Source organism: Streptomyces sp. NPDC014727 (assembly GCF_043083485.1).
In the GTDB taxonomy this organism is placed as follows: Bacteria; Actinomycetota; Actinomycetes; order Streptomycetales; family Streptomycetaceae; genus Streptomyces.
The window spans coordinates 106,871-127,636 of sequence record NZ_JBIBYR010000013.1; the positions used below are offsets into that span (position 1 = coordinate 106,871).

Genomic DNA, 20,766 nt, shown 5'->3' on the forward strand with positions numbered 1-20,766 from the left:
GCACTTGCGGGGATCGCCCGTGAGTGCTGGTCGACGGCTGCCGTACTCACTGCCCGTGCAACTGTTTGTGAAATCTTCGGCCAAAGCGTAGACGCTGGGATCATTTCTGTGAGGAGCCCGGACACAACTGTGTGGAATGCGGAGATGAACGGTGCGTGGCCCGCGACGAGCGGTGCCGGACGCACGACGGACGGCACCGAGCGGAACGGGACCGGCGGCTGCCCGGCGTCGGGTTTCCGCGCCTTCACGGTGTCCGGTTCCCGCCCCTGCCCGGCGACGGCATCCCGCTTCGCCACTCGCCGTGATCAGGCCGCACACCCCCCGCCCCGGGAGGATTGCGCACGCGGCTGTCACAGGGGAGTCGTAGGCTTGGAACACCCCGGCCCGTGAGACGTGTCGGGTCCTTCGCGTTGCCCCCTGGCAGCAGCCGGCTGTCAGACCTCGCCCTCGTTACCCGGACGGAAGCCCTTCATGAGCCTGCACGGTCTGCTGGATGTCGTCGTACGTGACCCGGCACTCTCCGAAGCGGTGAAGGCCGCCGGCGACGGCCACCGGATGCATGTCGACCTCGTCGGCCCGCCCGCCGCCCGGCCGTTCGCCGTGGCCGCGCTGGCCCGGGAGACCGGGCGCACCGTGCTCGCCGTCACCGCGACCGGCCGGGAGGCGGAGGACCTGGCGGCGGCCCTGCGCACCCTGCTGCCACCGGACACGATCGCCGAGTTCCCGTCGTGGGAGACCCTGCCGCACGAGCGCCTCTCGCCCCGCTCCGACACCGTGGGCCGCCGCCTCGCCGTGCTGCGGCGCCTGGCGCACCCGAGGGAGGACGACCCGGAGACCGGCCCGGTCAAGGTCGTCGTCGCACCGGTCCGTTCCGTGCTCCAGCCGCAGGTCAAGGGGCTCGGCGACCTGGAGCCCGTGGCGCTGCGGATCGGGCAGAGCGCCGACCTCGGCAAGACGGTCGACGCGCTCGCGGCAGCCGCGTACTCCCGGGTCGAACTGGTCGAGAAGCGCGGCGAATTCGCCGTGCGCGGCGGCATCCTGGACGTCTTCCCGCCGACCGAGGAGCACCCCCTTCGGGTGGAATTCTGGGGCGACGACGTCGAGGAGATCCGCTACTTCAAGATCGCCGACCAGCGGTCGCTGGAGATCGCCGAGCACGGGCTGTGGGCACCGCCCTGTCGTGAGCTGCTGCTGACCGACGAGGTGCGCGAGCGGGCCGCCGCCCTCGCCGAGAACCACCCGGAGCTGGGCGAACTGCTCGGCAAGATCGCCGAGGGGATCGCGGTGGAGGGCATGGAGTCCCTCGCCCCGGTCCTCGTCGACGACATGGAGCTGCTGCTCGACGTACTGCCGAAGGGCTCGATGGCGGTGGTCTGCGACCCGGAGCGGGTCCGCACCAGGGCGGCCGACCTCGTCGCCACCAGCCAGGAGTTCCTCCATGCCTCCTGGGCCGCGACCGCGGGCGGAGGCCAGGCCCCGATCGACGTCGGCGCGGCCTCCCTGTGGGGCATCGCGGACATCCGTGACCGGGCCCGCGAGCTGGGGATGATGTGGTGGTCGGTCTCCCCGTTCGCCGCGGACGACGCGCTCGACGAGGACACCCTCAAGCTCGCGATGCACGCCCCGGAGTCGTACCGCGGCGACACCGCCCGCGCGTTCGCCGACACCAAGGGCAGGCTCGCCGACGGCTGGCGCACGGTGTACGTCACCGAGGGCCAGGGGCTCGCCTCCCGCACGGTCGAGGTGCTCGGCGGCGAGGGCATCGCGGCCCGCCTGGACCCTGATCTGGCGGAGATCTCCCCGTCCCTGGTCCACGTCTCCTGCGGCGCCATCGACCAGGGCTTCGTCGACCCGGCGCTCAAGCTCGCCGTCCTGACCGAGACGGACCTCACGGGTCAGCGCACCGCCACCAAGGACCTGGGCCGGATGCCGGCCCGCCGGCGCAAGACGATCGACCCGCTGACGCTGGAGACCGGCGACTACATCGTCCACGAGCAGCACGGTGTGGGCCGCTACATCGAAATGGTGCAGCGCACGGTGCAGGGCGCCACCCGCGAGTACCTCCTCGTCGAGTACGCCCCCGCCAAGCGGGGCCAGCCCGGCGACCGCCTCTACATTCCGACCGACCAGCTGGAACAGGTCACGAAGTACGTCGGCGGCGAGGCGCCCACCCTGCACCGGCTCGGCGGCGCCGACTGGACGAAGACGAAGGCGCGCGCCAAGAAGGCCGTCAAGGAGATCGCCGCCGACCTGATCAAGCTGTACTCGGCCCGGATGGCGGCGCCCGGCCATGTCTTCGGCCCCGACACCCCCTGGCAACGCGAACTGGAGGACGCCTTCCCGTACGCGGAGACGCCCGACCAGCTCTCCACCATCGCCGAGGTCAAGGAGGACATGGAGAAGTCGGTCCCGATGGACCGGCTGATCTGCGGCGACGTCGGCTACGGCAAGACGGAGATCGCGGTACGGGCGGCCTTCAAGGCGGTCCAGGACGGCAAGCAGGTAGCCGTCCTCGTCCCCACGACCCTCCTGGTCCAGCAGCACCACGGCACGTTCACCGAGCGCTACTCCCAATTCCCCGTCAACGTACGGGCGCTGAGCCGCTTCCAGTCCGAGTCGGAGTCCAAGTCGACCCTGGAAGGGCTGCGTGACGGCTCCGTCGACCTGGTCATCGGCACCCACCGCCTCTTCTCCTCCGAGACGAGGTTCAAGGACCTGGGCCTGGTCATCGTCGACGAGGAACAGCGCTTCGGCGTCGAGCACAAGGAGCAGCTGAAGAAGCTCCGCGCCAACGTGGACGTCCTCACCATGTCCGCGACGCCGATCCCCCGTACGCTCGAAATGGCCGTGACGGGCATCCGCGAGATGTCGACGATCACCACGCCCCCCGAGGAGCGCCACCCGGTCCTCACCTTCGTCGGACCGTACGAGGAGAAGCAGATCGGCGCGGCCATCCGCCGTGAACTGCTCCGCGAAGGCCAGGCGTTCTACATCCACAACCGCGTCGAGTCCATCGACCGGGCCGCCGCCCGGCTGCGCGAGATCATCCCCGAGGCGAGGATCGCGACCGCCCACGGTCAGATGTCCGAACAGGCCCTGGAACAGGTGGTGGTGGACTTCTGGGAGAAGAAGTTCGACGTCCTGGTCTCCACCACGATCGTCGAGTCCGGCATCGACATCTCCAACGCCAACACCCTGATCGTGGAACGCGGCGACAACTTCGGCCTCTCCCAGCTCCACCAGCTGCGCGGCCGGGTGGGCCGTGGCCGCGAGCGCGGTTACGCGTACTTCCTCTACCCGCCGGAGAAGCCCCTCACCGAGACGGCCCACGAGCGCCTCGCCACGATCGCCCAGCACACCGAGATGGGCGCGGGCATGTACGTGGCGATGAAGGACCTCGAAATCCGCGGTGCCGGAAACCTCCTGGGCGGCGAACAGTCCGGTCACATCGCGGGCGTCGGCTTCGACCTGTACGTCCGCATGGTCGGCGAGGCGGTGGCCGACTACCGGGCCTCCCTCGAAGGCGGTGTGGAGGAGGAGCCGCCGCTGGAGGTCAAGATCGAGCTCCCGGTCGACGCACACGTCCCGCACGACTACGCCCCGGGCGAGCGGCTGCGCCTCCAGGCGTACCGCGCCATCGCCTCCGCCAACACGGAGGACGACATCAGGGCGGTGCGCGAGGAGCTCACCGACCGCTACGGCAAGCTCCCCGAACCGGTCGAGAACCTGCTCCTGGTCGCGGGCCTGCGCATGCTGGCCCGCGCCTGCGGCGTCGGCGAGATCGTGCTCCAGGGCTCGAACATCCGGTTCGCCCCGGTCGAGCTGCGCGAATCGCAGGAGCTGCGTCTCAAGCGCCTCTACCCGAAGACGGTCATCAAGCCCGCCGCCCACCAGATCCTGGTCCCCCGCCCCACCACCGGCAGGATCGGCGGCAAGCCGGTCGTGGGCCGCGAACTGCTCGCGTGGACGGGGGAGTTCCTCACGACGATTCTGGGGTCGTGAGGAGGGCGGACGCGGGCGCGGTCTTGAACACCAGCCACACGGTCTTGCCGACGACGTGATCATCGACCCCGAAGTCGTCGGCGAGCTCGTTCACGATGCGTAACCCGCGCCCTGAGCAGGCGTCGTCGTCGGGGTGCTGGACCATGGGCTGACCGGGCCCGCTGTCGCGGACTTCCAGCCGCACCAGTTCCTCGCCCCGGTGGAGACCGACGCAGAACTCGCGACCGGGCGGCACGCCGTGCAGCAAGGCATTGGTGGCGAGTTCCGAGACGCACAGCTCTATGTCCTCGATCAGAGGGCGGAGCTCCCACTCGACGAGGACGCCGGTGACGAAGTCGCGTGAGGCACCAACGGAGGTGCGCCTGCGGGGAAAGCGTCGTTGCTGCGACAGGGACACGGTGGTTCACCGCCTTGCTCGCGGGCCGTAATGTGGCGATGGCTGTACTGCTATTCGCGAAAAGCGGCAAGGTTTACTCTGTGGGGAGGCGCCGAGTCGCCTACCGTGTGATGCGGCAGGCTGATACGGGAGTTGGCTGCGGAGGGAGTATCGACATGGGCGGCAGTGAATGGGTCAGTACCTCGGTGCCGTATCTCGCGGCAGCTTCCGGAACCCGAGGTGACGTGTGGGCCGCGGAGGCCGCCGCAGAGGGGCACCGGGGCAGTCAGCGCATTGTGGCGGCGGGCGAGGTGGAGGCGCCGGGGCCGGTCGCGGAGTTGCTGGGGGCACCCGCCGGGCAGAGCGTCGTGGCCAGGCGTAGGATCATGTATCTCGACGGCGAGCCGTGCGAGTTGACGGACACGTACTACCCCGTAGGCATCGCGGGCGGCACCGGTCTTGCCGGGACGGCCAAGATTCCAGGCGGAGCGATCAGGCTCCTGGCGGAGTTGGGCCACGTTGGTGTGCGCGTGCGCGAGGACGTGACCGCGAGGCCGGCGACCGACCACGAGCGGGAAGAGTTGCGACTGGCGGCCGGGGAGCCCGTACTGCAACTGACCCGGCTCACGCTGGACGACGCGGACCGGCCCATTCAGGTCGACGTCATGGCCATGCCGCCGCGGCGCCAGAAGTTGCGGTATGAGATCAGGATCCGATGACTGTGCTCAGACCTGAAGCGGATGCCGTCGACCGCCGTTCGCTGCACGAGCGGATCGCGGCCGACCTCAGGGACCAGATCATGGGCGGGAACCTCGCGCCCGGCGCCCGTCTGCCCTCCACCGTGCATCTCAAGGAACGGTTCAGCGCCTCCAACGCGACCGTGCAGAAGGCGCTGCAACTACTCAAGGACGAACAACTGGTGATCGGCAGGGCGGGTGCTGCGGTGACGGTCCGCGAACACCGGCAGCAAACCGTCCGCCCGGCCTCGTACATGGCTCCGGCGCGTTCGGGCGAGCCGTACCGCTGGCTGACGGAGAACGCGAAGAACGGCTCGCGCGCCCACAGCACACTCCTTGAGGTCATGGAGAGCGAGCTGCCCGCGGAAGTCGCTGAGGCGCTCGGGCTCCCGGAGCACAGCACCGCACTTCTGCGACGACAACTCCTCATGGTCGACGACGAACCCGCCGAGCTCGTCGCGTCGTACTACCCGCTGGAGATCGTCCGTGGCACGGCGATGGCGGAACGTCGAAAGATCTCCGGCGGCACGCCGACCCTGCTTGCGGAACTGGGCTACCCGCCACGGCTCAGTGTCGACCGGGTCTCCGCACGGGTTCCGACGCAGGAGCAGTGCCAGGCGCTGCGACTGCCCGGTGGATTGCCGGTGCTCCGGACGCTGCGTGTGGTCTTCAGCGACGAACAGCGGCCCATCGAGGCGACCGTCATGGTCAAGGCGGGCCATCTGTACGAGCTGCAGTACGAGTTCGCGGCCGAGTGCGAGTGAGAGCAGGCACGGTTGGCCCATGCGTCCGGGGCCACTGTGGACCAAGAGGTGGCGTCGGAGTCGGCGGCGAGGTCGACCGTTGTCCTGGTACAGGGAAGGAGCCCGATCCCTGCCGAGCTGTGACGGGATGCCAAGCTGCATGTCGCCAGGTGAGGCCGGCCGATGGGCGCGATGCCGTCGCCCTTCTTGTGTCCCTCGATGGCTGGTCCGGCATGCAGGGAGGTCAGAGAGTTGCTGCCGGTCGTTGGCCTTCTGCCGTGGGCGGATGTTCAGGAATTGCCCATACTCGCCACCCTGGGCCGGTCACTCGTCGGCAGGACTCGCAGGCGCGAAGGGCGGCCCGTCAGCGAGGGGAGTTCCTCGCGGCGATCCTGGGATCGTGAGGAACGCGACCTGCGTGACGGGCGTGGGATTGGGCGGCATTGCATGCACCATGGAGCAACATCTCCGAGAAGAACACCTCATGTGCGCCAGGCGGCCAGCAGATCCGCCGGGGTGAGTGTCAGGTCCGGGCGTACGCCGTTCTCGACCCCTGCCGGGCACACCGCCAGCAGGGGGGCCGCCGACGCGCCCGGTACGGCGAACCGGGCCTCGGCGAGGTGGGAGAGCTCACTGTCGCTGAAGCGCTTGGTCTCGCGCCACTTGACCGAGCCGAGGAGGAGCGTGCGCTTTCCCGAGGTGGCGGGGACGACGATGTCGTACTCCTGGCTGTTGTCGCGGTTCCACCAGCTTCCCACCTGCCCGGCGCCCTTCAGTCCCGGCAGCTCGGGGCTGAGCCGGTACACCGCCTCCTGGACGAGTGGCTCGATGGCGCGGCCCCGCCAGCTCGACCAGCCCCGGTCGAAGGCGGCGCGGGCGATGTCCGCTCGGCCACGGGCGATGTGGGCCTGCTGTTCCTCGATGAAACGGAACCAGAAGCGCAGGTACGGGTCGTCGATGCGGTAGCGCCGCAGCTTACTGTTCGCGGGCGCCCCCACCGGTACGTCCACGCTGACCACCCCCTTGTCGGCGAGCACTCTTATGGCCCTGGTGACCGCCGTGTGCGCGGTGACTCCCTCTTCGGGAAGCCTTCCGACGACCTGGGTGAAGGTGCTGACCTCGACCTCGGTACCTCCGATCGCGGACAGGACACGCCGCGCCTGCTGGGCGTCGGGGAACTCCGCGTCGAGGGACCGCTGCCCCATGACTGCCAGATCGCTGTTCTCATCACCGAGCTGCTCGTGCACGAAGGCCTGCGTGCTGCGCGCGCGGGCGCGGTCCAGCACGAGGCGTGGGTAGCCCCCGGTGACGAGCGCGGTGTCGAAAGCGGCCAGCGGGTTCCCACCGCTGCCCAGGGCTTCGGCGCACTCGGCGGGGTCGAAGGGGGTGATGGTGGTGCTTCTGGCCCGGCCGTAGAGCGGCCTGTCGTGTTCGGTCAGGCGCTCCATCATCCCGACGTCGGAGCCGATCAGCACAAAGAGAACAGGCGTGTTCTCCAGCTGCCGGTCCCAGGAATTCTGGAGCTGCCCCTCCAGGGTCGGATCCGCCGCGGCGGCCCACGGAAACTCGTCGATGACGACGACGGAGGGGTTGCTGCGGCATGCGACGGCGATCCTGCCCAGTGCGTCCCGCCAGTCGGTGGGTGGAGCGGAGAAGAGCGAATCGGCATCGGCGAGCGGGGTCGTCGACGTGTGCAGCTCGGCTGTGAGGGTCCGGAGCTGGATGGCCGGCGATGCGTTCTTCACGGCGGAGAAGTAGAGGTAGGGCAGCCCCGACTGCTCGACGAAGCGCGTGAAGAGCCGGGATTTCCCCACCTGGCGGCGCCCGCGCACGGCGAGCAGCTGCCCGGTTCCCGACTCCCGGATGCGCAGCATGCGGCGCTCCAGATCGGCGAGCGTGTGCTGACGGCCGTAGAAACCCATGCGCTTACCTTCCGGAGCTCGACTGCAAAACATACATGGATGAATCATACGTCTGGGAAACATACATGGGTGTATGTTCGCCGGTCGCGGCGATCGAGGCGTCGGCGGACCAGGCGGCCCCCGGCAGCGAACCCGCGGCGGCCCCGGCGGCCCCGGCGGGCAGTGTGATTCGGGCCGCATCCGGCCCGAACGGTAGCCATGTGCATGCCTCTCGGGGAAGGCGTCCGTAGGATTCCCGGGATCAGCTTTCTCCCCGTCAGGACGGCTTCGAGTGATACCTCCCCGCGCGTACCGAGTGATGCTGCCCGCCCTCAGTGTGGCGGCGGTGCTGACCCTGTCCGGCTGCGACCCCGAGTCGGCCTCCGGGACCGGGCAGGAGGGGGGTGGGTCCCGGGGTGGGGGGCAGGCCGCCACCGGATTCGGGGCCAGCCCGCTCGACAACGCCGACGGTACGAAGCCCGGTCTCGCGCCGCTCGCGTCCGAGGCGGACAGGGCGGCCGGCCGGAAGATCATCGAGAAGGTGGCGACGAAGGGCCGGGGTCCGAAGACCGGGTACGCGCGCGACAAGTTCGGTTACGCCTGGAAGGACTCGATCGACGGGATACCGCTGGCCAGGAACGGCTGCGACACTCGTAACGACCTCCTCGCCAGGGACGGCAAGGACGTGAAGTTCCGGTCCGGTTCGGACTGTGTGGTCGTGTCGATGACCCTCAAGGACCCGTACACCGGCTCGACCATCGAGTGGCGCAAGCAGCAGGCCACCAAGGTCCAGATCGACCACGTCATGCCGCTCTCGTACGACTGGCAGATGGGCGCCGCGCACTGGAACGACACCAAGCGGCAGCAGATCGCCAACGACCCGCTCAACCTCCTCCCGGTCGACGGGCCGGCCAACAACGCCAAGCGGGACTCGGGTCCGGCCTCCTGGCTGCCGCCCTACAAGCCGGTCCGCTGCTCGTACGCGGTCCGGTTCGCGCAGGTTTCGCTGAAGTACACGCTTCCGGTCACCGCTGCGGACAAGCAGGCGATGCTGGAGCAGTGCGGGGGATGACAGGCAGGTGCCCCGCTCCGAAAGGTCCGTGCCCAAAAAGGCTGTGACGTGCGGAAAACGGTTTGGCACCGGGAAACGCCGTTGCCTAGCGTGGGGCGTATGGACCTGACCATCACCACCGTCGCCGCCCGTCCCGAACTCGCCGGAGCGGCAGGGCGGATGCCGGACAGTTGGCCGGGATTCGTCCTGGAGGACTTGGTGGGCTGGGCGAACTACCCCAGGATCGCCGTCGATTTCCCGGAGTACGTGCTCGTCGCGACGGACGAGGACGGCGCCGTCGTCGCACGGGCGTACAGCGTGCCGTTCGCGCTGCATGCCCCGGGACGGGAGGGGCTGCCCGAGGGTGGCTGGGACCAAGTGCTGCTGTGGGCGTTCTCGGACCTGCGGCACGGACGTACGCCGGACACCGTCAGCGCGATCGAGATCGCGGTCGCCAACGGGCGCCAGGGCGAGGGGATCTCGGCCCGGATGGTCGCCGCGATGCGGGAGAACGCCGGAAGGCTCGGGTTCGCCGACCTGGTCGCCCCGGTGCGGCCGAGCGCCAAACACCTGGACGCCACGGCCCCGATGGAGGAGTACGCCCGCCGGACCCGGGCGGAAGACGGACTTCCGTACGATCCGTGGCTGCGCGTCCATGTGCGGGCCGGTGGGGTGATCGAGGCGGTGGCGCCGGTGTCGATGACGGTGTCCGGCTCCCTCGCGCGGTGGCGGTCCTGGACCGGCCTGCCGTTCGACGAGGACGGCCCGGTGGAGGTGCCGGGCGCACTGGTACCGGTGCAGTGTTCGGTGGCTCACGGATACGCGGTGTACGTGGAGCCCAACGTATGGGTGCGGCACCGCGTGTAGACGCCCGTCGTGGCCCCGGGCACAGGCGCCGGAAGGGCGGCCGCCCGTGAGGGCGCAGCCCCCCGGGCGTCCGGGCGTGCGTGTGGGTGTCAGCCGGCCATCTTGTCCGGGTCGACGATGTCCTTGGCGGCCGGCTCCTTCACCACGACGGGCTTGTCGAACTCGGAGAGCGTCATCGTCATCGGCTCCTTGCCGCCCTTCGAGTCGACCTTGAGCACGTACGGGGCGCCTTCGGCGGCCACCAGCATCGTGTAGGTGCCTTCGCTGTCCTTCTCGGTGAGGCGCAGTGCCCGTCGGCCGTCGATGGTGGTCTCACCGCTCTTGCGGGCCGCGTTGTCGTTCGTCTCGAAGTCCTTCAGCAGGGCGCCCAGGTCGCAGAATTCGAGCATGTCCTTGTTGTCGGCGTCCGAGGCCTTCGACTTCATCCAGTGGCCGGCGAGCAGGTCGACCGCGGCGTCGACGTCCGCGGCGGGCTCGCCCTTGGACTGCTCGCGCAGCATCGCCTCGTCGAACTTCGTGTAGAGCGTGTCGCCGGTCTTGCGGACCTCCATGGTTCCCGCCGGGCCTATGGACATCGTTCCGGTGCAGGCTCCGGAGGTGCTCATGGCGAAGTGGGCGGAGATCGGTCCGTCACTCGTCTTCATGTCGACGGCGATCTTCATGGACTTCGCCTTCTTCGTGGTCTTGAGCGCCTTGTTGGCGACTTCGGAGCCCGACATGTCCGCGAAGGGGCCGGTCGCCTTGGTGGGCGAGGCATCGGTGCCGCAGGCTGCCAGGCCGAGGAGGGTGAGGGCGCAGAGGGTGTTGACGGTGGTACGGGCGAGAAGGCGCATGGCGGAGGTCTCCGTGAGGTGAGGAGGGTGGGGAGGGGGGCGGGGAACGTGGTGGGCGGGCTTCGCGGGCGTGTCAGCGCAGGGCCGGGCGCGGATCGGCGGAGAGGTACGGGGCGGTGGCAGGCGCCGGCGTGGTGCCGGCGGCGGCAGTCTTGGTCACGAGCACCGCACCGACGCCCGAGAGCGTCAGCGTGATCACGCCGAGCACGGCTCCGAAGGTGGTCGTCCCACGATTGGTGGCCTCGCCCCGGCCGGTGCGGCCCAGCCCGGTCAGGCCGAGCGCGAGAGCGAGCAGCCCCAGCGCCGCCGCGAGCCAGAAGAGCGCCCAGACGAGGCCCATGACACTGCCGGTGATGCCGAGGACGAGCGCCGTGGTGCCCAGCCCGTTGCGCGCCGGACGCTCGCCCGGTGCGCGAGCGGGCGTGTACGCCCGCTGTCGCGGCGGCGGTTCGGGGTACCCGGACATGGCTGGGCCCTTCGGTGAATTTCGGCAAGAGGGCGTGAACGGTCGACCGAATCCCTGGGGATGCGGTGACGGGTCAATAACAGCAGAGCTTGTGAACCGAGTCAACGCAATTCACGCGTGACGTTCTTTGTCGTGCTGTGAACCGATGTGATCGGCCGGAGGTCGCTATGCTCACCCACACAGCGCCGACGGATCAGGGAGACAGTCAGTGCCGGAGAACTCGACCGAGGTGACCGCGGCCGGCATCGCCCGGCTCGCGGGCGTGGGACGCGCCGCCGTCAGCAACTGGCGCCGTCGGCACGCCGACTTCCCCAAGCCCGTCGGCGGCACCGAGACGAGCCCGTCCTTCGCGCTGCGCGAGGTCGAGCAGTGGCTGCGCGACCAGGGCAAACTCGCGGAGATCCCGCTCCGTGAACGGGTCTGGCAGCAGCTCGCGGGGCACCCGGCCGGCCCGGTCCCCGCCCTGGTCCACACGGGCTGCGCCCTGCTGCTCCTGCGGGACAGCCCCACCGCCTGGCGGGAGATCGCCGCCGTGTCGGACGAGGCGATGGCCGGTGTGCTGTCCCTCGCGCTCGATGATCTGCTCGCCGCCCGCTTCGGACCGGCCGCGGAACCCGGACGGGCTGTTCACACTCCCGGCCGCGCGGAGCTGCTCCCGTCCGTGCCGCTGCTCCGGGGGGTCGCGGAGCTCGCCGCGGAGCAGGGCGTCCGGGAGACCTTCGAGTTCCTGCTCGGCCGCCAACTGGACGCCAACCCGCGCCAGTACACCCTCACCCCGCCCGGACTCGCCGCTCTCATGGCCGCCCTGGCGCAGACCGGGAAACAGCCGGCCCGCACGGTCCTCGACCCCGCGGCGGGCACCGGCGCCCTGCTGTGCGCCGTCGGCCGCCCGGCCGCCCTGTACGCGCAGGAGAGCGACCCCGACCTCGCCGCGCTCACCGCGCTGCGGCTCGCCCTGCACACCGGCTCCGCCAACGGCTGCGCCCTCGTGGTACGGACCGGTGACACCCTGCGCGCCGACGCCTTCCCGCGGCTCGCCGCCGACGCCGTGCTCTGCCACCCGCCGTTCAACGAACGCAACTGGGGCCACGACGAACTCGCCTACGACCCCCGCTGGGAGTACGGCTTCCCGGCCCGTACGGAGTCCGAACTGGCCTGGGTCCAGCACGCGCTGGCCCGTCTGCGCGAGGGCGGCACCGCTGTGCTGCTGATGCCCCCGGCCGCCGCCTCGCGCCGCTCCGGCCGCCGGATCCGCGCCGATCTGCTGCGCCGCGGGGCCCTGCGCGCCGTCATCGCGCTCCCGGCCGGCGCCGCACCCCCGTACGGCATCCCGCTCCACCTCTGGGTGCTGCGCAAGCCGGTCGGCGGCCTGCGTCCCTCGCCGGAACTGCTGCTCGTCGACACGGCTGAATCCGCCGAATCCCCGGCCGCGGGCCCCGGCGCCACCGTCCCCTCCGGCGGGCGCGACCGGCTCGACTGGCAGGCGGTGCACAGCGCGGTGCTCGCCGCCTGGCAGTCGTTCGAGGGTGAGGCCGAAGGTGAGGGCGAGGGCACGGGCGCAGGCACGGGAACGGACCAGGAAAGGATCGGCCGGGCGGACGGGACGGGCTCCGTCCGCCCGGTCGGGACCCGTCCGGGCGTCAGCCGCGCCGTCCCCGTCATCGAACTCCTCGACGACGAAGTGGACCTGGCACCCGCCCGCCATCTGCCACCCCCGGCCGCCGCGGGCGGACCGGCCGAACTGATCCGGGTACGGGAACGGCTGACCGAGACGCTCGGCCTCACCGGCACCCTCACCCCGCCGGCCGTGACCCTCTCGGAGCCGGCCCACTGGCCGCTCACCACCGTCGGTGAACTCGCCCGCGCCGGCGCACTCCGGCTCCGCACCGGCGGCTCCGGCACCGGCCCGGTGCCCGTCCTCACCGAACACGACGTCCTCGGCTCCACCGCCCCTTCGGGAAGCCTGCCCGCCGACGGGCCCCCCGAGGAGCCGGTCCTCGTCGAGACGGGCGACGTCGTCGTCCCCGTGCTGGGTGGCGGCGCCGTCGCCCGCGTCATCGACGACGCCACCGCGGGGGCCGCGCTGGGCCGCAACCTCCAACTGCTGCGCCCCGATCCGGCCGCCCTCGACCCCTGGTTCCTCGCCGGCTTCCTGCGCGGCACCGCCAACAATCGTCAGGCCAGCAGCTACGCCTCCACCGCCACCCGGCTGGACGCCCGCCGTCTCCAGCTGCCCCGGCTGCCACTGGCCGAACAGCGGCGGTTCGGGGAGCAGTTCCGTACGCTTGCCGCGTTCGAGGAGGCACTACGGACGGCCGGGCGACTCGGCGGACTGCTGGTGCAGGGGATGTATGACGGGCTGACGGACGGCACGGTCGCGCCGAAGTGACGTGCACCACAACGGTTGCGCGCAACCCGGGACCGGGTGTCGGTGTCGGTGTATACGCTCACTGCACACGTCCGACATACGCTTTCCAGGAGCAGCACATGCACGGCTACGGCTATCCGCCGGAGCAGCGACCGAAGCGTCGTCCGTCCTCGGCGGTGCTGACGGCGTTGCGCGTGGTTTTCGTGGCACTGACCGTGCTGAGCTGCGGTCTCCTGGGCTGGGCCGCGATGCTGCGGCTCGCGATCGTCACCCGCAAGGGGCGGGACTGGGCCCTGCTCGCGCTCGTGTTCGCGCTCAACACCGGGCTTTTCGCGTTCATGCTCGTCATGCCGGAGGACCCCGAGAAGACGAGCGACGCGGAGGCGTTCATCGGGGTCTCCTGGATATTCGGTGTCATGGTCGGCGTGGTCGCCTATTACCTGTACGCGGAGATACGCCACTACGGGCCCGACGGACCGTACGGCACCCTCCGTCCGCCTGTGCCCCGGCCTCATCCCCAGGCGCAGGGACAGTACGGCGGATACGTCCCGCAGCAGGCCCCGCCGCTGACCCAGGCCCCGCCGCCGCCCCGGACCCCGCCGCTGACCCAGGCCGCGCCCTCCGCCACCCCCGGTTACGGCTACCCGCCCGCCGCGCCCCAGCGCATCGACCAGGTCCGCGCCGAGCTCGACGAGTTGAGCGACTACCTCCGCAAGGAAGGCGAGGACCGGTGAGCGGACGCCTCATCGGCGGGCGGTACCAGCTGGCGACCGTTCTCGGCCAGGGCGGCATGGGCCAGGTCTGGACGGCTTACGACCAGCGTCTGGACCGCCGGGTCGCGGTGAAGCTGCTCCGCCCCGACCGCGTCACGGGCCCCATCGGCAGCGAGGCCGCGGGCGAGCTGCGCCGCCGCTTCGTCCGCGAGTGCCGGGTCACCGCCCAGGTCGACCACCCGGGCCTGGTCACGGTCCATGACGCGGGCAGCGAGGGCGACGAGCTGTTCCTCGTCATGCAGTACGTCGAGGGTGCCGACCTCGCCGACCATCTCGCCGAGCACGACCCGTACCCCTGGCAGTGGTCCGTCGCGGTCGCGGCCCAGCTCTGTGCCGTCCTCTGCGCGGTGCACGCGGTGCCGATCGTCCACCGCGACCTCAAGCCCCGCAATGTGATGGTCCGTCCCGACGGCACCGTCACCGTTCTGGACCTGGGCGTCGCCTCGGTCCTGGACACCGACACCACGCGTCTCACTCACACGGGTTCACCGATCGGCTCCCCGGCCTACATGGCGCCCGAACAGGCGATGGGCGGCGCCGTCGGTCCGTACACCGATCTGTACGCCCTCGGTGTGCTCCTCCATGAACTCCTCAGCGGGGACGTGCCGTTCGCGGGATCGACCGCTCTCGGTGTGCTGCACCGCCACCTCCACGAGCCACCGCTCCCGGTCCGCCGGGTCCGGCCCGACATCCCCGAACCTCTCGAAGCCCTGGTGCTGCGGCTGTTGGCCAAGGACCCGCAGCACCGCCCGGCCGACGCCCAGGAGGTGTACGAACACCTCGCCCCGCTGCTCCCCTCACCGGGCGCCGGGATCCCCACGGGCCCGCTCGACCCGACGCGTCCCTTCCTGCGCCCGCACGCCCCGTGGCCCGACCGCGCCACCGCCCCGGACCGGCCCTCGGCCCCGCCCGCCCCGGCGGCGGGCCGGCGCGATGTCGCCGCCGCCGTGGACGACGTCAAGGAGCTGCTCGGCGAGGGCCGGATCACCCAGGCCGTGGACATCCTCGGCTCCATCCTCCCGGTCGCGGCCGAACAGCACGGTGCGGACTCCGCCGTCGTCCGCATCCTGCGCAAGCAGTACGCGGCGACGCTGATGGACGACGGCCAGTACCGCCGCGCCCTGCCCGAGCTGCGCCGCCTCGCCGAGGACCGTGCGGCCCAGGCGGGCCCGGCCGACGCCCAGACACTCCAGTTCCGCTACGACGCGGCCCAGTGCCTGGAACAGCTCGGCGAACCGGCCGCCGCGCTCGCGGAGTACCGCGCGGTCCTCCCGTACTACGAGAACCATCACGCCACGGGCGGCGACCCGGCCCGCTCCTTCGAGATCCGCAACCGCGTCGCACACCTGCTGCTCGCGGTCGGCGACCAGGTGGCGGCGCGCGTGCAGTTGCAGGGGCTGCTGTACGACACGGAGCGGGCCTACGGACCGCACCATCCGCTGCCGGTGGAGCTGCGCCGCCGGCTCGACCGGCAGGCCGAGATGCGGGGCGGCTGACCGGCGGCGGAGCCCCGACGGTCACGATCAGGTGGTCAACTGGGTAATGGACACGCCAAGTTTCCGCAATGGATCGTCACGGAGATCGCTGCCGGGGCCGAAGGCCGACCGCGGCATGAGACCGTGAGCTGCCGCCGGGGCGGCTGACAACCTCGCCTGCCCCGTCGGCCTCACACTTCTTTCGAGCACTGCCGAGGTCTCTGTGCCTTCTCACCGCATGTCCAGGAAGCGCCGCCGTATCTCCCTGGCCGTGGCAGGCGTCGCCGTTCTCGCCGGTGGCGCGTTCGTCGCCCAGGCCGCCACCGCCACCACGGTCTCCAGGCCCGCGCCGAAGATCTACACCGGCCATGTCTTCGACACCTGCACCGCACCGTCGCTGACCACCATGAAGGGCTGGTACAGCTCCTCCGTCTACCACGGAGCCGCCGTGTACGTCGGCGGGAAGAACCGCGGCTGCGCACAGCCCAACCTCACCGCCTCCTGGGTGAAGTCCGTCAGCGCCACCGGATGGAAGCTGGTCCCGCTGTACGTCGGCGCGCAGCCGCCGTGCCAGACGAGCGCCAACCCGGAGAAGATGACCGCCGCCAACGCCACCTCGCTCGGCGTCACCGACGCCAACGACGCGGTGGCGAAGGAGGCCGCGCTCGGCATGAAGCCGGGCAGCCCGGTCTACCTCGACATGGAGTACTTCGACCCGAAGAACACCTCCTGCGTGAACACGGTGCTCGCCTACATCCGGTCGTTCGACAAGACGGTCAAGGCCAAGGGGTACTGGTCCGGCTTCTACGGCTTCAGCAACTCCAGCGCCGCCGTCGTCGCCGACGCCACGAACCGCACGGACCTGCCGGAGATCCTCTGGTACGCCCGCTACGACGACGTGTACTCCACGACCAAGGGCTTCCCGTACGCCTCGACGCTGTACACCGGGCACCGCCGTGGCCACCAGTACGCCGTCAACAAGAAGGTGACGCACACCGGAGGCACGCTCACGATCGACCGGAACGCCTGGGACGCCCCGGTCGCGATCGTGGGCTGAGGCCTCTCGTTCGGACCAGGGGACGATTCGTCCGGAGCGCTTCCGCGGGCCGAGGCGGTCGTTGATGATGTCCGGGTGACTGACCGCATCAGCGCTCTGCTTTCGGCCTTCGGGGTCCTCGTCGGCATGTCGTTGCTCGTCCTTGCCGTGCGTGAGTACCGCTCCGGGGCATCGGCCCTCTGGATCGGGGCCGGAGCTGCGATCCTCCTCGGCACCCTGTACACGCTCGTGCGGGACGTGCGACGGCTCCGCGCCGGGGCGTCGGCCTGACGAGCGGCACCGGTTCCGGCCGGGCCCTTGGGTCCACACGCGTCGCACCTGATCCTTTTCGGGTGCGACGCGGTGTCACATGGTCAGGCGACGGATGGTGCGAAAACGTGCACGCGCCCGGAGGTGGCGAACTCCTGGCCGACCAGGATGCGCAGCAGCGTGGTCTTCCCGGCGCCGTTGCGGCCCAGCAGGCCGGCGATGCACGGCGTGCCGCTCTCGAAGGTGACATCGTTCAGCGCCTGGTGGTCGCGGTAGCGGCGATCGAGTCCGGCCACCGAGATCGCTGGCGTCATGCCGCTCCTCCCGTCGTCACCTCGGCCGAGGCCAACTCCTCGCGCACCAGGTGGGCAAGGGGGGCCTGCAGGGCGTCGTGAGCCGGTGAACCTTTCCGGTCGCAGCACCAGTGACCCGAGTAGGAGATTCCTTGGCAGTCACGCCCGTGGCGGGCCGTCCGGGGACAGAATTGACTGGTCCGCCGGTCCCGGCGGCCGATAGCCTCCGCTCGTGATCGAGGATGTGGCAGAGGCTGTGGCCGGGCGTGCCGGGGAGGAACCGGGGGGCGGGGAGGCAGGATCGCCCCGGGAGGTTTGCTGGCGGGGCAGGGACGTCGCCTTCGCGCCGCTCGACGTCGACGACGCGGAGCTGGTCCACGCCTGGCGCGCCGACCCCGTGGCCGCCCATGAGGTCGGCATGTGGCCGCGTTCTCTCTCTGCCGTGCGCGAGCGCATCGAGCGCTACCGCGACGAGCACGACCGCGACGACTTCCTCGTTCTGCTCCCCGACGGCACGCCGATCGGTCACATCGCCCTGACGGACCAGGACATGGTCGACGGCACGGCCGAGATCACGCTGGTACTGGAGCCCGGCCACCGGGGCCAGGGCCATGGCGTGGACGCCGTGGACGCACTGGTCGACCTCGCCTTCGGTGAACTGCCCATGCACCGCGTCCAGGCCGTCACCCATACCACCAACACCGCGGCCCTCGGCGTCCTGGCCGGGGCCGGGTTCGTCCAGGAGGGGGTGCGCCGCTCCGCCTGCCTGCACCGGGGCCGCCGGTACGACGTCGCGGTGCTGGCCCTGCTCCGGGACGAATGGCAGGCGCTCGCCCGACCTCGGTCCTGGGACGTGCCGGTCAACGGCCGGTGACCCGGGTCAGGGATTCCTCGGTGGTTCACTCCTGGGCGGAATGACCTTCGCTGCTCTGTCCTTTGACTCCACGGTCCGGGACCCGCAGGGCGAATCTTCGACCCGAACGGGGGGCTCCCAGCTCCCGGAGGCCGCCCCCCGCCTTCGCCGCCACGCCCCCCACACCCCGGCCACCGTCAGGGCGAGCGCCGCGCCCGCGCCGATCACCGCGCCCGCCCGCAGGCCGGGGGGCCGGAACGTGCACTCGACGGAGGCGCCGCGGGCGGGGACCGGGGTGGCGACCAGACCCAGGTAGCTGTCGGCGGGCCGCCCCTGGCAGCTCCAGCCGGCGATCCGGGGCGCGGCGATCACGACCGTTCCGGTGCTGCCGGGCGGCAGTTCGGCCCGTATGCCGTCGGCGGCGACATGGACGGCGGTCGCTCCCGTCCGCTCCAGCCCGGCGACCGCCGAGGCCAACCGCGCCCGGTCCAGGCAGCCGATCGCCCCGTGCGGCACGGTCCCTCGGCGCACGGAGGTGAGCGTGACCACCACCGGCGCGCTCCCGCCCGCCGTACCCAGCCGCTCCATCGCGGCGCGCCGGGCCGGCAACTGCCCCTTGAACTCGACCTCCTGGCCCTTGCCGAGCCGCGCCGAGCCGAAGAGGTCGGGAGCCCACAGATACGCCTGCGAGCCCGCCGGGCAACGGGCGGTCAGCGTGTACGTACCGCGCCCCACCCGGTAGTCGTACGCGCCCCGGTCCGCCACCGCGCCGCCCCCCGCCGCGCGCAGCACCGTCTTCGGCACCGTGTACACCGTCGAGCCCAGCAGCGCCTCCTGGTTGCGGTACGGCGACCGGCCGTACGGCACCGGGCCGCCCGGCGGCCGTACCGTCACCAGCTGCGGCGCCTGTTCACGGCTCACCGTCACCGGCCGGTCGTCCGGGGCGTTCCACACCTGATGGGGATCGCGCGGCCCGCGCACCCGCGCACCGACCGAGAAGATCGCGTCCGTGACGGGGTTGTCGAGGCTCTGCACGGCCCGGCCGCCCGACGTCCACCCGCCGCCCAGCGCACGGAGCGTGCGGGTCAGCACGGCGGGCGTGTGACTGCTGTAGTACGCCGCGCCCTGGCCGCCCACCAGCAGCGGATCGTTCGCCGTGGTCTGTTCCCGGCCGGGGTCGGTGCGATGGCGCGGCCAGCCGTCGGCGCCCGCGACCGCCGCCGCCTGTACGCGCTGCCGCTCGCCCCAGGGCGCGTAGTGGTCGAGCCGGTTCAGCTTCTGCCGGTCGGCGAAGGCGGTGGTCGCCGCGGCCTGCCCGGCCTGCGCGCCGATCAGCAGCACGGCGGCGAGCACCGCGAACCTCCGGCCCCGCCCGACCAGCACCAGCGCGACCGCCGCCGCCACCAGACCGGCCGCGAACAGCGGATACGTCCACCGGGTGACCAGGCCGCTGAAGCCGGCCCCGGCCGCGATCAGCACCAGCACCGTGCCCCCGCCCAGCAGCGCCCGCCACCCCGGCCAGTCGTACGAGACCGAGACCCACGCGGCGATCACCACCAGCCCGGCCAGCACGAACGTCTGCCGGTACGGACTGCCGTTGGGGGTGGCGAAGGCGTGCCAGAGCAGATGCGTCGGCCCCCACTGCAACGACAGCGCCACCCCCGCCACCAGCCCCGTCCACGCCCACCGCTCGCGCCGGGGCACGGACCGCTGGAAGGCCGGCGCACAGGCCAGGAGCAGGGTGCCCGTGCCGAGGAAGAGGGCCGGGGTGAAGAAGCTGTACGTGCCGGGCAGCAGCCGGGCGAGCACATCGGGCCAGGCGGCGGGCGCGAACGCGCGGTCCCAGCCCGGGTAGGCGTGCTTCGTCCCCAGGTAGACGGGGATCAGGACGGGCGCCGCCAGTCCGATCCCGACCCCGACCGTGCAGACCGCCCGCACCAGTCCCCGTACCACCGTCCGCCGGTCGTCCCGCTCCGTGAAGAGCCGCACCGCCAGCACCAGCGCGGCACCGAGCGTCGCCATGTAGGCCGTGTAGAAGTTGGCCGCCCACACCACCGCGACGAGCAACGGCGCGGCGATGCGGTGCCGTCCCGTCCTGGCCCACTCGGCGGCCAGACAGAGCAGCGGCAGCGCGACCAGTCCGTCCAGCCACATCGGGTTGTACGAGGCCTCGACGACCGACCAGCCGCACAGCGCGTACGAACCGCCCAGCACCCCCGCCGCCCACCAGCGCCCACCGCGCAGCACCAGCAGCAACAGGGCCATGAGCGCCGCGGCCGACGCCATCTTCAGGACCGTCACGACATAGACCGCGAGATCGATCCGGTCGCGCGGAAAAACTCCGACGAGCAGGGCGAACGGACTGGTCAGATAGGTGCCGAGATCCGGCAGGAAGCTGGTTCCGTACCCGGAGGACCAGTTGAGCAGGATGCCGCCGTCCGCGTTCCCGTGCAGGAGGTCCCACAGCCGGGAGTGGAACGGCACGAACTGATTGCCGAGGTCGTTGACGCTCCGGGTGCGCGGTCCGAACGGGAAGCTCCGCGCCCAGGCGTCACCCGCGCAGACGGCGGCGACGGTGAGCAGCGCGGCGAGTGAACCCGCGTGCGAACGGGAACGGAAAGTCGGCATACGCAGGAATATGCCAGCGTCGAACGCGTAAACCGGGGCCGGAACAGGGCAGTTCACGTGATGGATGCCCCTCAGCCATATGGAGCGTCAGATT

The 20,766-nt window shown here is 71.1% G+C and carries 17 protein-coding genes; 11 read left to right on the forward strand and 6 right to left on the reverse strand.

What is annotated here, in order from left to right:
- Nucleotides 1–471: 471 nt before the first annotated feature.
- A complete protein-coding gene (gene mfd / locus ACF1B9_RS21590; RefSeq protein WP_391743060.1) occupies nt 472–4,002 on the forward strand; it encodes a transcription-repair coupling factor in 3,531 nt (1,176 codons plus the stop codon).
- Here the strand turns inward: mfd and ACF1B9_RS21595 are convergent.
- Complete coding sequence (locus tag ACF1B9_RS21595) at nt 3,980–4,399, reverse strand: ATP-binding protein (protein ID WP_391743058.1); 420 nt, start codon at nt 4,397–4,399, stop codon at nt 3,980–3,982. The genes mfd and ACF1B9_RS21595 overlap by 23 nt on opposite strands.
- A gap of 155 nt (nt 4,400–4,554) precedes the next feature.
- On the opposite strand from ACF1B9_RS21595, the gene ACF1B9_RS21600 reads away from it, so the two are divergent.
- The gene (locus ACF1B9_RS21600) at nt 4,555–5,097 is read left to right on the forward strand and encodes a GntR family transcriptional regulator (RefSeq protein WP_391743057.1); all 543 of its coding nucleotides are present in this window, start codon (nt 4,555–4,557) and stop codon (nt 5,095–5,097) included.
- Nucleotides 5,094–5,879, forward strand: coding sequence for a GntR family transcriptional regulator (locus ACF1B9_RS21605; RefSeq protein ID WP_391743055.1), 786 nt, complete (start codon nt 5,094–5,096; stop codon nt 5,877–5,879). The genes ACF1B9_RS21600 and ACF1B9_RS21605 overlap by 4 nt, the downstream gene beginning before the upstream one ends.
- A 461-nt stretch (nt 5,880–6,340) precedes the next feature.
- On the opposite strand, the gene ACF1B9_RS21610 is transcribed toward ACF1B9_RS21605, so the two are convergent.
- Complete coding sequence (locus ACF1B9_RS21610) at nt 6,341–7,780, reverse strand: ATP-binding protein (protein ID WP_391743054.1); 1,440 nt, start codon at nt 7,778–7,780, stop codon at nt 6,341–6,343.
- Between the two features lie 298 nt (nt 7,781–8,078).
- Between ACF1B9_RS21610 and ACF1B9_RS21615 the strand changes: the two genes are divergently transcribed.
- Nucleotides 8,079–8,831, forward strand: coding sequence for an HNH endonuclease family protein (locus ACF1B9_RS21615; protein WP_391743176.1), 753 nt, complete (start codon nt 8,079–8,081; stop codon nt 8,829–8,831).
- Between the two features lie 99 nt (nt 8,832–8,930).
- Nucleotides 8,931–9,677, forward strand: a complete 747-nt coding sequence (locus tag ACF1B9_RS21620; RefSeq protein WP_391743053.1) for an N-acetyltransferase — start codon at nt 8,931–8,933, stop codon at nt 9,675–9,677.
- Nucleotides 9,678–9,766: 89 nt separating this feature from the next.
- On the opposite strand, the gene ACF1B9_RS21625 is transcribed toward ACF1B9_RS21620, so the two are convergent.
- A complete protein-coding gene (locus tag ACF1B9_RS21625; RefSeq protein WP_391743052.1) occupies nt 9,767–10,510 on the reverse strand; it encodes a hypothetical protein in 744 nt (247 codons plus the stop codon).
- A gap of 73 nt (nt 10,511–10,583) precedes the next feature.
- Nucleotides 10,584–10,976 (reverse strand): hypothetical protein, encoded by a 393-nt coding sequence (locus ACF1B9_RS21630; protein ID WP_391743051.1) that lies wholly within the window; start codon nt 10,974–10,976, stop codon nt 10,584–10,586.
- Nucleotides 10,977–11,184: 208 nt separating this feature from the next.
- Between ACF1B9_RS21630 and ACF1B9_RS21635 the strand changes: the two genes are divergently transcribed.
- The 5 genes from ACF1B9_RS21635 (at nt 11,185) to ACF1B9_RS21655 (ending at nt 16,919) form a co-directional block, all read left to right on the forward strand.
- Nucleotides 11,185–13,365, forward strand: coding sequence for an N-6 DNA methylase (locus ACF1B9_RS21635; protein ID WP_391743050.1), 2,181 nt, complete (start codon nt 11,185–11,187; stop codon nt 13,363–13,365).
- Nucleotides 13,366–13,463: 98 nt separating this feature from the next.
- Nucleotides 13,464–14,078, forward strand: a complete 615-nt coding sequence (locus ACF1B9_RS21640) for a hypothetical protein (RefSeq protein WP_391743049.1) — start codon at nt 13,464–13,466, stop codon at nt 14,076–14,078.
- Nucleotides 14,075–15,613: a protein kinase gene (locus ACF1B9_RS21645; RefSeq protein ID WP_391743047.1), complete on the forward strand. Its 1,539-nt coding sequence runs from the start codon at nt 14,075–14,077 to the stop codon at nt 15,611–15,613. The genes ACF1B9_RS21640 and ACF1B9_RS21645 overlap by 4 nt, the downstream gene beginning before the upstream one ends.
- Nucleotides 15,614–15,830: 217 nt before the next feature.
- On the forward strand, nt 15,831–16,649 hold the full coding sequence (locus tag ACF1B9_RS21650) for a glycoside hydrolase domain-containing protein (RefSeq protein ID WP_391743046.1): 819 nt from the start codon (nt 15,831–15,833) through the stop codon (nt 16,647–16,649).
- A 75-nt stretch (nt 16,650–16,724) separates the two neighbouring features.
- The gene (locus tag ACF1B9_RS21655; RefSeq protein ID WP_391743044.1) at nt 16,725–16,919 is read left to right on the forward strand and encodes a hypothetical protein; all 195 of its coding nucleotides are present in this window, start codon (nt 16,725–16,727) and stop codon (nt 16,917–16,919) included.
- Between the two features lie 83 nt (nt 16,920–17,002).
- Here the strand turns inward: ACF1B9_RS21655 and ACF1B9_RS21660 are convergent, their stop codons facing one another.
- Complete coding sequence (locus ACF1B9_RS21660) at nt 17,003–17,212, reverse strand: ATP-binding cassette domain-containing protein (protein ID WP_391743043.1); 210 nt, start codon at nt 17,210–17,212, stop codon at nt 17,003–17,005.
- A 211-nt stretch (nt 17,213–17,423) separates the two neighbouring features.
- Between ACF1B9_RS21660 and ACF1B9_RS21665 the strand changes: the two genes are divergently transcribed.
- Nucleotides 17,424–18,065, forward strand: coding sequence for a GNAT family N-acetyltransferase (locus ACF1B9_RS21665; protein ID WP_391743041.1), 642 nt, complete (start codon nt 17,424–17,426; stop codon nt 18,063–18,065).
- Nucleotides 18,066–18,071: 6 nt separating this feature from the next.
- On the opposite strand, the gene ACF1B9_RS21670 is transcribed toward ACF1B9_RS21665, so the two are convergent.
- On the reverse strand, nt 18,072–20,672 hold the full coding sequence (locus ACF1B9_RS21670) for a YfhO family protein (protein WP_391743040.1): 2,601 nt from the start codon (nt 20,670–20,672) through the stop codon (nt 18,072–18,074).
- Between the last annotated feature and the right edge of the window lie 94 nt (nt 20,673–20,766).

What these genes read in the sequence shown, in the direction of transcription:
- mfd (WP_391743060.1), top strand. Translation starts at nt 472, where the DNA reads ATGAGCCTGCACGGTCTGCTGGATGTCGTCGTACGTGACCCGGCACTC.
- ACF1B9_RS21600 (WP_391743057.1), top strand. Translation starts at nt 4,555, where the DNA reads ATGGGCGGCAGTGAATGGGTCAGTACCTCGGTGCCGTATCTCGCGGCA.
- ACF1B9_RS21605 (WP_391743055.1), top strand. Translation starts at nt 5,094, where the DNA reads ATGACTGTGCTCAGACCTGAAGCGGATGCCGTCGACCGCCGTTCGCTG.
- ACF1B9_RS21610 (WP_391743054.1), bottom strand. Translation starts at nt 7,780, where the DNA reads ATGGGTTTCTACGGCCGTCAGCACACGCTCGCCGATCTGGAGCGCCGC.
- ACF1B9_RS21615 (WP_391743176.1), top strand. Translation starts at nt 8,079, where the DNA reads ATGCTGCCCGCCCTCAGTGTGGCGGCGGTGCTGACCCTGTCCGGCTGC.
- ACF1B9_RS21620 (WP_391743053.1), top strand. Translation starts at nt 8,931, where the DNA reads ATGGACCTGACCATCACCACCGTCGCCGCCCGTCCCGAACTCGCCGGA.
- ACF1B9_RS21625 (WP_391743052.1), bottom strand. Translation starts at nt 10,510, where the DNA reads ATGCGCCTTCTCGCCCGTACCACCGTCAACACCCTCTGCGCCCTCACC.
- ACF1B9_RS21630 (WP_391743051.1), bottom strand. Translation starts at nt 10,976, where the DNA reads ATGTCCGGGTACCCCGAACCGCCGCCGCGACAGCGGGCGTACACGCCC.
- ACF1B9_RS21640 (WP_391743049.1), top strand. Translation starts at nt 13,464, where the DNA reads ATGCACGGCTACGGCTATCCGCCGGAGCAGCGACCGAAGCGTCGTCCG.
- ACF1B9_RS21650 (WP_391743046.1), top strand. Translation starts at nt 15,831, where the DNA reads ATGTCCAGGAAGCGCCGCCGTATCTCCCTGGCCGTGGCAGGCGTCGCC.
- ACF1B9_RS21660 (WP_391743043.1), bottom strand. Translation starts at nt 17,212, where the DNA reads ATGACGCCAGCGATCTCGGTGGCCGGACTCGATCGCCGCTACCGCGAC.
- ACF1B9_RS21670 (WP_391743040.1), bottom strand. Translation starts at nt 20,672, where the DNA reads ATGCCGACTTTCCGTTCCCGTTCGCACGCGGGTTCACTCGCCGCGCTG.